The 12420-nt window shown below is 40.5% G+C and carries 7 protein-coding genes and 1 pseudogene; 2 read left to right on the top strand and 6 right to left on the bottom strand.

Features of this window, described 5'->3' with window-relative positions; all coding sequences use genetic code 11:
- Positions 1-153 precede the first annotated feature (153 nt).
- On the bottom strand, positions 154-1302 hold the full coding sequence (locus BpJC4_RS15015) for an iron-containing alcohol dehydrogenase (protein WP_151681697.1): 1149 nt from the start codon (positions 1300-1302) through the stop codon (positions 154-156).
- A 509-nt stretch (positions 1303-1811) separates the two neighbouring features.
- Here BpJC4_RS15015 and BpJC4_RS15010 point away from each other — a divergent pair.
- Positions 1812-2912 (top strand): 5-methyltetrahydropteroyltriglutamate--homocysteine S-methyltransferase, encoded by a 1101-nt coding sequence (locus BpJC4_RS15010; RefSeq protein ID WP_151681696.1) that lies wholly within the window; start codon positions 1812-1814, stop codon positions 2910-2912.
- Between the two features lie 903 nt (positions 2913-3815).
- On the opposite strand, the gene BpJC4_RS15000 is transcribed toward BpJC4_RS15010, so the two are convergent.
- Positions 3816-4172 (bottom strand): DUF1259 domain-containing protein, encoded by a 357-nt coding sequence (locus BpJC4_RS15000; RefSeq protein ID WP_371862259.1) that lies wholly within the window; start codon positions 4170-4172, stop codon positions 3816-3818.
- Positions 4173-4382: 210 nt separating this feature from the next.
- Here BpJC4_RS15000 and BpJC4_RS14995 point away from each other — a divergent pair.
- Positions 4383-4933, top strand: a pseudogene (locus BpJC4_RS14995) (transposase); the annotation flags it as partial.
- A gap of 357 nt (positions 4934-5290) precedes the next feature.
- On the opposite strand, the gene BpJC4_RS14990 reads toward BpJC4_RS14995, so the two are convergent.
- The 4 genes from BpJC4_RS14990 to BpJC4_RS14970 form a co-directional block, all read right to left on the bottom strand.
- A complete protein-coding gene (locus tag BpJC4_RS14990) occupies positions 5291-6010 on the bottom strand; it encodes an NAD-dependent epimerase/dehydratase family protein (protein WP_259371270.1) in 720 nt (239 codons plus the stop codon).
- 313 nt (positions 6011-6323) lie between these two features.
- Positions 6324-9389 (bottom strand): type I restriction endonuclease subunit R, encoded by a 3066-nt coding sequence (locus BpJC4_RS14980; protein WP_151698143.1) that lies wholly within the window; start codon positions 9387-9389, stop codon positions 6324-6326.
- Positions 9390-9424: 35 nt separating this feature from the next.
- The gene (locus BpJC4_RS14975) at positions 9425-10648 is read right to left on the bottom strand and encodes a restriction endonuclease subunit S (protein ID WP_253724335.1); all 1224 of its coding nucleotides are present in this window, start codon (positions 10646-10648) and stop codon (positions 9425-9427) included.
- The gene (locus tag BpJC4_RS14970) at positions 10645-12192 is read right to left on the bottom strand and encodes a type I restriction-modification system subunit M (RefSeq protein ID WP_151698142.1); all 1548 of its coding nucleotides are present in this window, start codon (positions 12190-12192) and stop codon (positions 10645-10647) included. Before BpJC4_RS14970 ends, BpJC4_RS14975 begins: the two co-directional genes overlap by 4 nt.
- Between the last annotated feature and the right edge of the window lie 228 nt (positions 12193-12420).

The raw sequence follows: 12420 nt of genomic DNA, 5'->3' as shown, positions 1-12420 counted from the left end.
ATGATCTCATTCATAATCTCTAATTGTAAATTTTTCTTTTTTACTTGTTCAATGGTATTTTTTAATTCTGTGTAATAATTTTTTTTAGAAGATTTCACCCCTGTTAATAGGGCGATCATTTCATATTTATCATTGAGCACAATATTCACCGCCTCATAAGACGTTTCTTAGAATGGTTTTTACCTGCTCAAGGTCCATGTCGCGCGGATTGGTTATCATGCATGCATCTTCCAGCGCTGTCCGACTGATCAAGTCAATATCCTCTTCTGAAAATTGCACTTCATTTAAACGTTCTGGAATACCGATATCAATTGATAATTGTTTTACAAAATGGATTGCTGCATTTCCGGCATCCCGCTGCGTCAACCCTCTAGTGTCGATCCCCATCATTTCTGCAATTTCTGTAAAACGCTTCGGTACTGCGATAAAATTGAAATCCATGATATGAGGTAAAAGGATAGCATTTATTTCTCCATGTGGTAGAAGGAACCTTCCACCGATTGCATGTGAGATTGCATGTGCTGCACCTAATATTGCATTAGAGAAAGCTAGCCCGGCCTGCAGACTGGCCATCGCCATTGCTTCTTTCGCTTCCATATTCGTTTTGGAAGCAACAGATGGGCGCAGATAATTTGATACAAGGGCAAGGGCATTTTTAGCTTGGACATCTGTTAATGGTGTGGCAGCTATACTGACATAAGCTTCAATCGCATGGGTCAACACATCCATGCCCGTTGTCGCAGTCAAAGCACTGTCTTTTGTAACTAAAGTGTAAGGATCGATAATTGCAATATCAGGAACTAATGTTTTGGAAACGATCGTCATTTTTCTTTTTCGTTCAGTATCAACGATAATGGAAAATTGGGAAACCTCCGATCCGGAACCGGCTGTTGTCATGATCATTACCATGGGCGGCAGCGGCTTTTCAATCTTATCGATCCCTTCATAATCACTGATTTTTCCACCATTTGCAGCAAGGATTGCAATCGCTTTCACAACATCCAAAGCGCTGCCGCCCCCAACTCCGATAATGGCATCACATTCATTTTCCACAAACACCGAACATCCTTTTATTACTTCGGTATCTTTAGGGTTGGGAGTAATATCTGTAAAAGTTGCAAAAGGGAGGCCGGAATTCCTGCATATTTCTATCACATGATCAAGCCAGCCGGCATTGGCAACCCCTTTATCGCTGACAATTAACACTTTCTTGGCCCCAAGCCTCAAGCATGCCTCCCCAGCCTGGTCAAGCGCATTTTTCCCAAAAATAATTTCAGGGATTACAAATTTATTAATATGCAATATAACCACCCTATTATAAAATGATTTTCTAGCGATACGCTTAAAACAAGTATAGCTTTGTTTTTTGTTTAGGGTCAATAATATTTAAAATATTTAATTTTTAAGGTTTTAGCACCGGCTTATTCAGGGCGGGATTATTGAAAGACAATCAACTACAATAATACGAACAGGTCTTGTGTACTGCTTTTCCTGCTGTATTACAACTAATGGACGTTAAACAGCAAACCGGCCGGCATTTTTTTAAAACTGTTCCCTTTCATCATCCCGCAAGTTGCCATTGAAGCCATTGCAGACAAAAAAACGAAATGAATTACTTGGAAGAGAGGATGGTCATAGTCGTTTATCAGTTTGGCGGTGAAAATGCTGCCCTTATCCGAAGGGTCGATGAAAAAATATCCAGTGAACCAAAAACGCTATAATCATTTTGGCAGGAATTTTAACAAAATTAGGTTTACTTCCCCCCTCTCTTTTGCTATAATTCTAAATATTTATAGAAAGGGGAGAATACAATGACTACTCAGAAACAACCGCCTTTTCGCGCTGACCATGTCGGCAGTCTGTTAAGGCCGGATAAACTTAAGCAGGCCCGCCGCCAAAAGGAAGCAGGCGAGATTCCAGCTGAAGCGCTGCGCGAATTGGAAAATAAAGAAATTAAAAGGATTGTGGAAAAACAGAAAGAAATCGGTCTTCAATCTGTGACAGACGGGGAATTCCGCCGCGCTTACTGGCATTTTGATTTTCTCGAAAATCTTGACGGCGTGGAAGGCTACGAAACCGAAAGCGGCATCCAGTTTAAGGGAAGGCAAACGAAATCGCATTCCATTCGGATTGTCGGGGACTTGGATTTTAACGGCCACCCGATGATTGATGATTTTAAATTTTTACATAGCGTTGCCGGTACACACATGGCAAAAATGACAATTCCGAGCCCGAGTATGCTGCATTTCCGTGGCACGATTGCCTATGGGCGCTACAAAGATGAAGCGCTGTTTTTCCATGATCTCGGGCAGGCTTATAAAAAGGCAATTGCAGCTTTTTACGATGCCGGCTGCCGCTATTTGCAGCTCGATGATACGGCATGGGCATACCTTTGCTCTGAAGAACAAAAAGAGCAGCTCAAAGCCCGCGGACTAAATCCGGATCACCTAAAGGAGCTTTACGCCCGGACGATTAATGAAGCGGTCGATGGCCGGCCGGAAGATTTGACCATTACGATGCACATTTGCCGCGGCAATTTCCGCTCGACATGGATTGCTTCCGGCGGCTATGAGCCTGTCGCAGAAACGCTCTTTAACGGCCTCCATATTGACGGCTTCTTTTTGGAATATGACAGCGACCGCGCCGGCGGATTTGAACCGTTGCGTCATGTGCAAAGAAAAGACCTGCAAATCGTGCTCGGCCTGATTACTTCCAAATTCGGCGATCTGGAAAATGCGGACGAGATTAAGCGTCGGATCGACGAAGCAACAAAATATGTCCCGCTCAACCAGCTTTGCTTGAGCCCACAGTGCGGTTTTGCTTCCACCGAAGAAGGCAACCTGCTTTCGGAAGACCAGCAATGGGAAAAACTGGAGCATGTTGTCAAAATTGCACATGAGGTGTGGGGGTAAATCGAGTAGGAGGAGGTGACTAACCTCCATCCTCTCACACCACCGTACGTACGGTTCCGTATACGGCGGTTCCATGAAGTCAGTCGGATAGTGATTTGGTATCTCACATCCGTTATGCTTTTCTGTCTCTCCTTAAACCACTTTAGTTCTCAGCCCTCTCAATGTCTCCCACGGAATTCACCGTTTCTATCCACTGAGTAAGTCCATCTTTGGATTGTCTGCTTCATTGAACAAAGTGAAATTCGAGTTTATTCCACACTCCTTCATGGTTCAGTCCTTCCAAATGAGGAACTACCTTATTTGTACTATGATCTCTGCTGACTTCTGACTGTTCAATAACCTATCACTAGGCTAGTTACCAACTTAGTCGGCGTACCAGTCAGACCTCTCTGGGTAAGACTGCACTCTTTCCCTACACCTATCTGCCTCATTTACTCTGTATCACCTTTGGCAGTATGGACTTTACTTTGTTCGGCAAGCTCATCCAATGATACCTAGCCTTGTATGAGGTTCATGTTCCTCAAGAATCGGAGGTTTGCCGCTCGCTTCCTTCAGATTCCGCATCACTACGACACCCTTGCGTTAGGCTATCGCTACTACTGCCTTCGCGATTCGGGACTTTCACCCTATAGAGTGCAGCCATGCCAGGCGCACCGTTAAAAAAGAAGAATGCCTGGCATTCTTCTTTTTTAATATTTTTTGTTACACATCTTCATACTTGTAAAAGATTCCTCATGAAAATTGAGTGGGATATTGAAACGAAAAGATCTTTTCATTTTATTCATAAGCAATTGGCCTTCAACTTTGCTTATATTGGTAATCGCTTTTCTATGCTTGAAAAAATGTCTTCACACAAAAGTTTTTAAGAGGGAAAACTATATTTCCCTCTTTGGTGAAAAACACCTAAAATAAACCGGCTTCCTTGGCTGTAGATATACTGTTCTGTGCAAACTCGAACGGATTGCCGACGTTTTCCCAGTGCATGTACATCAGACGCGGACTATCAAACAGCCTATGGTTATGAACTGCTGTAACAGTAATCCCCCGTTTACGCAATGCTGTTAAAAACGGATTGATTTCATTTTCTAAAATCACTGTTTCACCGAGATTCAACGTGCGTCCGTTACGATTGTTTTCAAACGAAAGCGCAAATGGGAGTGACAATGGCGAACGTGTACGGCGGCCTAAAATCGTTGCATTGATATTGCGCAGACGCTGTACGACACAAACCGGGTGCGACACAATCACCGTTCCCCCGATAATAATTTGCTAATTCCTAGCAGGATGACATATTTCCCCCTCCTTTCCGGTTAGATGTTGTAAAATATGCATTTTCTTGACTGCTTGTCTAGACAAATGAAATGCAAATGGTTAAGATAATCAACTCAACTTTCGCAGACTGAAATAGCCAGGCATTACTTGATATAACTAGGATTTCCTCCAACCATTTATTCATTTGATTATTAAAGACGAATTGACCACCGGATTGTGAGCATTTCCCAACCGCATGTCCACCCAATTGTAAGGGGCAAGGCAAAAGCGAACGTGGAGTTCAGTTCGAAAGACGCCATCAGTGTTGTCGATGGCTATGCCCTGATTGAAAGGCTTGATTGAGAAAACTACAATGTAGGCATCTCAAGGAATCTGTTGAAAATTACTACAACTGGTTTGGTATCTACCCAGAAGCATTTCTGGCGGACAAAATTTGCCGGAACCGTGAAAATCTGGCTTACTGCAAATCTCTCGGCATCTAAAGTAGGCCACGGCTTGGCCACCCATCCAAGACAGAAGACAAGTCCTTGGAACGATTGGTGAATCAGGATGCCTCTGAACGTAATGCCGTTGAAGGCAAATTTGGTGAAGGCAAGCGCAAATACGGGCTGGACCTTATTCGAGCACGCCTTCAGGAGACAAGTGAAACAGTTATAGCTCTCCAATTTCTCATCATGAACCTGGGGCGAAAGCTCAGAGTTCTTTTTTTTAAATTTTTACAAAACACTATTTTGTCTTTTGATAACTGAATTTTGGCTTGCATCTGATTTGTTCAGCAAGCCCTAATTACATTTTTAACGCAAATTTCATAAAGACTTATTTCAAACATGTTTCGAGCTAACTTTTTGGCTTTTATGGAGAACAGATGTCCATAGTTAAAGCACATGGCAAAGCAAAAATCATCCTATTTCTTTTACACAAAAATGAAAGTTGTAGTGGAACATACCGATCTCGAACCGTTGACCTATACGCTGTCAGATAACACATGATTTACAACACCAAAAAGGGGGCTAAGTATTGTTAAACCCCACTTTTACTATCATGAATTGCCCCTGTCATAAGTTCAGACAAAAATCCTGAATGTATATGATAAGGGGAGTCATCATTTAAATACAAATTTCCGGGTTTGTTCGGAAAAACTCAATAGTATCCCTTAATGAGGCTTCGAAGGGAATGCTTGGTTTCCAACCTAATTCAAATAATTTCGAAGGCTTTCTTGTCTCCACTTCCGATCCGCTCTGGTTCGAAGTAGCTTTCACCTCTAAATTTACATCGGTTAAGTTCTTATAAATATCAATCATTTCCCTTATTGTCCGACTTATTCCTGTACAGATATCATAAACTTCTCCGGATTCTCCTTTGTTTAATAAAATCTCATATGCATTCACTGCATCTCGAACATCCAGAAAATCACGAGTTGCATTTAAGTTATTGACAATTAAAATGGGATCTGCCTCATTTCTCTCCATTTTTACTATTTTTGAAGCAATAATGGAATTTATTCCATTTGAACAACCTGGCCCGATTAAGTTTGTTGGTTTTGTGATAACAATATTCATTTTGAATAATTTTTTCCAAGCTACTGAAACAATCTCTTGGAGTGTTTTACTGAGGCTATAGGGATGAGGAATATTTGAAAGATTAACGGGGTCAATTTGTAGCGCAGATCCGGCAATCAAAATTTTACAAGATGAATTTACTTTTCGAATTGCTTCCAATAAATATGCTGCCGACATAAGGTTGATATCAAGGGTGCCTATAGGATCCTTCCATGAATCAACCACACTATTTTGACCTGCCAAATGTAAAAGATAATCCGGTTTTATTCCCTTCGTTAATATTATATTTCACTAAAGGGTGTCCATGAAACTATACTAGCATCATGTATTAAAGGCACTCGACAGTTCAGATTGATAAAATACCGACTTGAACTGCCGGCTTATGTTTGAGCCAAGATCGATTCTCGTTATTAATTCTGTCTACTTCCGAAGCATTTCACTCAATGGTGAAAGCGACTCTACTCTCCTTGTAAGACTTTTAATAATTTCTCTATCTAATCCTACTTGCATGCATTTCTTCTCCCTTCATAACCATTTATACAAAAACAGATGCCCCTATAAGAGACATCTGTTCTCGTTGTTACGCATTCATTGGCCAGTCCTTATATTGTTGTTCGGCTTGTTCCATGAATTTATTTGTTAAGAATTGTAATTGTTGACCCGTAATTTTTTCTTTCATGAGTACATGCTTGACGGCTAATTTCACTTTAGCATAAACATCTCGACGGTGAGGGCTTGTCCAGTCTACGGCTAATTGTTTCTTTAAGGCTTTGACAACCTTATGGATTAAATCTGCAAGAAACTCGTTTGAGAACGCTTCCTGCTCCATAGCAGTGATCGCTTTGTAAAATTCAATTTCTTCCTCTGACAGTCCTAAGTCGTGTCGCTTGCGTATTTCTTCTTCCATTTCTTTGCGCATGTTAATCATAACCCTGACCACATCGGCAGCCTGAATAACACGATTATGATAATCCCTTAACGTTTTCTCTAGAAGTTCGCTTAACGCCTTTGACTGTGGGCTTCCTTGGCTAAATGTCACTTTGATTTGGTCCTCTAAAAGTTTTTTCAGCAACTTTAAGCGCAAGTCTACATGCTCTTTTTTCGTTAAATCTGCCAAGAACGCATCGTCCAATATGCTGATATCCGGGCGTTCAATCCCTGCTATTTGGAAAATGTCAACGGTTTCTTTTGCTAACAGACTGTTATCAATAAGTTCTGATAATCGCTCTTCTAATGTTTTATTTTCACTCGGTTTTTCAATTAGTGGCCGCAAATGTTTGCGAAGTTGTGCTTTCATCATTAAATAGAGCATGACTTCATCTGCAAGTTCAAGTACTTCCGGCTGATGTTTCACCAACTGATACGATTTTTCCAGTTTGGTGGCTGCTTGGATATATTCCTCGGGATCTCGGTTTAAAAGAATGTTAACAAGATCTGCAATGAAGTCCTCGCGCTCTATCTTTGGTTTTGCCCGCCAGTTTTGCACATCAATCTCGCTTGGAATAAATCCTCTTACTGCCTTCAGATGATCCATGAAGATATTAACGGCCTCAGAAATATCATAAGCAGGACTTCCCGTGCCGCCACTTTGCGTATATTTATGAGTTGCTTCTTTTAGTGAAGTAGCGATTCCAATATAATCAACGACTACTCCGCCTTCTTTTCCCGGAAACACACGGTTTACACGTGCAATGGCCTGCATCAGGTTGTGTCCCTTCATTGGCTTATCGATATAAAGATAAGAAAGCGGTTTGGCGTCCATTCCTGTTAGCCACATATCGACGACAATGACAAATTTCAAAGGGTCTTCTGGGTCACGAAGTTTGGCTTTCACTTCTTCTTGCTCTTTTTTCGACTTAATATGCGCATATTTGCTTCCCGGCTGAACCTCTCGCCACTCTTTTGGATCCTTTGATACATCTCCTGTCATAATCACTTCAACAGGAGGACATTCTGGAATCTCTCTTAGATAATTATACAAATCAACCGCAATTCGCCGGCTCATACAGACAATCATTGCTTTTTGAAACGGATTGGCGACTTGGTTAAAATGTGATACGATATCTTTGGCTAAACGACGGAGCCGTTTTGGAGTACCGACGACTTTTTCCAGAGCGGCCCATTTTCTTTTATAGTTCTCTGACTCTTCATCGTCTCCACCAGCCTCTACGATAATTTCCTTGTATTTTTCATCAATGTCGTCAGCCGATAAATCAAGCGGGATTAAGCGACTTTCATAGTAGATTGGCAACGTCGCTTTATCTGCCACCGCCTGAGCCATATCATAACGATGGATAATATGCCCAAAAATCTCCTCCGTATTGTTATCAACAAAATCGACTGGAGTTCCTGTAAATCCAATATGGGAAGCATTCGGCAAAGCATAACGCAATTGAGCAGCAAATCCACCTGCAAAACCGGCTTGGGTGCGGTGTGCTTCATCAGCAATCACAACAATGTTTCGTCTTTCCGATAAAACCGGATGCTTAGTTTCTCCTTCTTTCTTACGGAATTTTTCAATGGTAGAGAAAATGATTTGTCCGGCTTCCCCTCTCAGCAACGTTCTTAACTGTTCTGTATCTTCTGCATGCTCCACATGGCCGATGTATGATTTTCCTTGCACAAACGTCTCATACAACTGTTCGTCTAAGTCATTACGGTCCACTTGAATGACAATTGATGGATTTTCCATTTCCGGGTGGCGAGACAAAATTCCTGCGAAAAATAGCATACTTAGCGATTTACCCGAACCCGTTGTATGATACATAACCCCGATTTTTCTGTCTCCGTCAGGTCGCGTCGCACGTATCGCTTCATTGACAGCGAAGTTCACACCGAAAAATTGGTGATATTTCGCACCAACTTTCGTAATTTTACTTCCTTCCTCTAAAAAGACAATGAAATTACGAATATAATTTAGTAGACGATCTTTCGGGAATAATCCTTCAATCAGCGTGCGCATCGTATTGGCGCGGTTGTTATCGACATTTCGTCCATCAATCGATTTCCATGAAGCAAAGAAATCGTAATCGGCAAACGGCATCCCATGCTTCGTTTCCACGTTATCGGAAATGACAACAAAAGCGTTGTAGTTAAATAATTGCGAGATATCATACGTATAGTTTTGAATTTGGGTATATGCATCATAAACAGTCGCTTGCTCGTTGTTCGGATTTTTCAACTCAAACACAATCAGTGGCAAACCATTAATGTATATAACGATATCTGGCCGGCGGGACATGCGTCCTTCAATCGGTAATTGATTGACCACTAAAAAGTCATTGTTCTCCGGATGTTCCCAATCGATCGGGAAAACATGAGGCGTGTACGTTTCATCGTTTACCTCATAAGAAAATTCAAGTCCTTTCGTCAACATTTGGTGAAAATGCATATTTCGGTTAATCAGTTTTACCCCATCCGGCGCCGTCAAAATTTGAGCAAGCCTTTTGATTTCTTGATCCGGTATGGCCGGATAAGCCTTCTTTAAGAAGGATTCCAGCCGACCGTAAAGAACTACCTCGTGAAGACTGTCCCGCTCTCCGCGCTGAAACAATTCCTGCGCATGAAGATAGTCATAACCTAACCGTTTTAAACGTTCAATCGTCGTTTCTTCAAATTCCGTTTCACCCAGAGGTCTCGTTGCCATGCTGCTTGCACCTCCTAGTCGAATTTATATCCAATTTAAAGTACTTTCTCTACTTGTTTTTCTGCTTTAGATAAATCAATTTCACCTGATAAAAGGCGGGGGAGGAGATAATCTCTTAATTCTTGTAACTCTTCAATTTCTTTTGTATTACTCTCTATTAATGAGTCAAACTTCGATACGTGTTTTTCAAAATTATCAAGAACTTCTTGAGGTGGCTGGATAAACTTGAGTTGTTCAATATCTTTTTTGTTAATCGAATTAAATACTGTACCTGAGCCGTATTGATCTTCAAAAGCAAATATTCTTTTGAGTGTGTACAATAAAAATGAGTTATGTCCACTTTTGGCATGAAGCGCAGATAAACCTCGACCGATTACCAATTTATTATTAGCAATATTTATTCGTCCAACTGGAGCACGTACACTCAAAAGAATGTCTCCCTTATTTGCAATTCGTAATTCTTGTGTGCAATAAACCGTATGAACTGGAAAACGAGCACCAAAATCTTTGACCCCTTGATGAAATGGCAATCCTTTCTTTTCTTGATTGTAGAATTCAGACTTTGGAGACTGTCCCATTAGGATATTAGCAAATTCTTTAAGACTGCTTACTTTCCATCCTTTTGGAATTATCCCTAATTCCGACTCCACAAACTCCCCATCTTGAAATGGTCCAAAATCCACAAACCAATGCTTGTAAAGCGTCATTGCCATTTCTTCGAGAGTTTCGTTCATTTTTAAGTTGAGTTTGATTTTATCATCTAACGATTTAAGAATCCCAACTATTTTTTTTTGAGTTTCAATCGTCGGAATATCAACTGTTAAATCTAGTAAATGAGGCACTTTTATACTTGGCTGCGCCGAACCAATGTTCATTGCTTGTAAAAAATCTTGTACTGAATCCCTAATTAAATAGTAATATAAAAAGTCAGGTACTAATAATTCTTTTTTTACTCTTAGCGCTACTATATTTTGTGCTATACAAGCAACTGTTTCATCCATAATACTAACTTTTCCGATTTGTCCTACTGTCGACACAAGCACGTCACCATTTTGCGGATGACCGCTTCTGAACCAAGATTTGTAAGTTTCTGTATTTACATATTTATTTACCTTTTTGTAATCTGGATGTCTATTGTTTTTCGCAATGGACGCAACTTCAATAATCGGTATTCCCTCATTTTGATAAGGAGGTGTTTTGCCACGATTATCTATTACTCGCTCAATCAAATCTCCAAGACGATATTGATATTTTTTCAAATTAAACCCTCCAAGTCTTTCTTAATCTTCTCTTGAAGGCGATTAGACTCCTCAAACTGTTCTAAAAGCCGCTGTGTCAATTCAGCCATTTTTTCTTCAAACGGTACATCGTCTTCATTGGATACTTCCGTCCCAACGTAAATCCCCGGTGTTAATTTGTAGTCATTGGCTCGTACTTCATCAATTGTTGCAACTTTACAAAACCCGACAATATCTTCGTATCCTTCAGCACCTTCGTATTTGTAGGCACGATAAACAGCTGCGATTTTATCAATTTCCTCTTTAGACAGTGCTTTTTGCTTACGACTAACGAGGGTCCCCATTTTACGAGCATCGATAAACAAAATTTCATTTTTTCTAGCTCGGTAACCGTTTTTGCCGTCACGGTTTTTGCTTAAGAAAAATAAACAACATGGAATACCTGTTGTAAAAAACAGTTTCTCAGGTAATTGAACAATGCAGTCAATATATCCTTCGTCAACTAATTTTTGACGAACTTCTTTCTCCTCTTTCACATTCGTTGTCATGGCTCCATTTGCCATTACAAACCCTGCCGTACCTGCATCATTTAAGTGATATAAGAAATGCTGCATCCACATATAGTTCGCATTGCTGTTTGTAACAGGTCCGATTAAGCGAGGGTCTTTTTTCGATAAACGATCTGCTCCCCAGTCTTTTTGGTTAAACGGCGGATTGGCAATCACGTAATCAGCCTTTAAATCAGGGAACTGATCGTTTAACAGCGAATCACCCAAGCGAATTTCTGCATTGATGCCATGCAATAAAACGTTCATTTTTCCAAGACGCACGGTCGTTACCACATTTTCTTGCCCGTAAAACGACAGAGCGTGTTTGTTTGGAGCATATTCTTCACTTTGTATAAACATCCCGCCGCTGCCGCACGCCGGATCAAAAACAATCCCGCTTTTCGGCTCCAGCATGGCAACAAGCAGTTTAACAATACTGGATGGTGTAAAGAATTCTCCGCCTCTGTTACCTTCGGAAGCGGCAAAAGAACTAATAAAATACTCATATGTACGACCCAATATATCTACACTGTCATCCGTATTGGCGCTAAATACATCGCGAGAAAAAATTTCGATTAATCCTGCCACATTTTCAGGCGGCAAGTTCGAACCTTGGTAAATTCGCGGCAGCATGCCTTCCAGTTCTGGGTTTTCCTCTTCAAGACGATTCATCGCGTTATCAAGAATCTCTTTAATATTCGGCTGCTTGGCGTTTTTCATAATATAAGACCAACTTGCTTCTTCAGGCACTACAAAGACGTTTTCCGCCTTATATTGGTCCGGGTCGGTAATGATGATTTGGCGCATTTCATCATCTTCCGTATACCAATCGCTGCTTGGATCTTTTACAATTTGCTCTAATTCTTTTCGGCGCTTTTCATACTTGTTAGAAAGATAGCGCAAAAAGATTAACGGAAGAACATAATGTTTATAATCAGCAGGAGCCACACTCCCGCGCATTTTATTTGCTGCCTCAAACAAATCCTTCTGAAAATCGATGTCTGCTTTTACAGTCATACTCTGCCTCCTACTTCCTGATAACTATCCATTTTTTATATGACTATTTTATCATAAACTTATATACTAAATATAAATGGAAAAAATAAGATAGCTGACTCAAAAGTTGCTTATACTTTTGGGTCAGCCATTCAATTATAGAGATTCTGGATACTTAAAATTTTCCTTTAAATAACAAAATACAAGATTAGACAAAAATTTATGTTAAAATTAAATTATTCCTATAAA

Origin of the sequence: Weizmannia acidilactici, assembly GCF_008974185.1 — a bacterium.
Lineage (GTDB): Bacteria > Bacillota > Bacilli > Bacillales > Bacillaceae_C > Weizmannia > Weizmannia acidilactici.
The sequence above is the reverse complement of the archived record's forward strand: the minus strand, read 5'-3'. Positions and strand labels throughout refer to the sequence as shown.

Bases quoted from the DNA above. Each gene is read 5' to 3' on its own strand.
- BpJC4_RS14980 (WP_151698143.1), bottom strand. From the start codon at position 9,389: ATGGCAACGAGACCTCTGGGTGAAACGGAATTTGAAGAAACGACGATT.
- BpJC4_RS14970 (WP_151698142.1), bottom strand. From the start codon at position 12,192: ATGACTGTAAAAGCAGACATCGATTTTCAGAAGGATTTGTTTGAGGCA.
- BpJC4_RS15010 (WP_151681696.1), top strand. From the start codon at position 1,812: ATGACTACTCAGAAACAACCGCCTTTTCGCGCTGACCATGTCGGCAGT.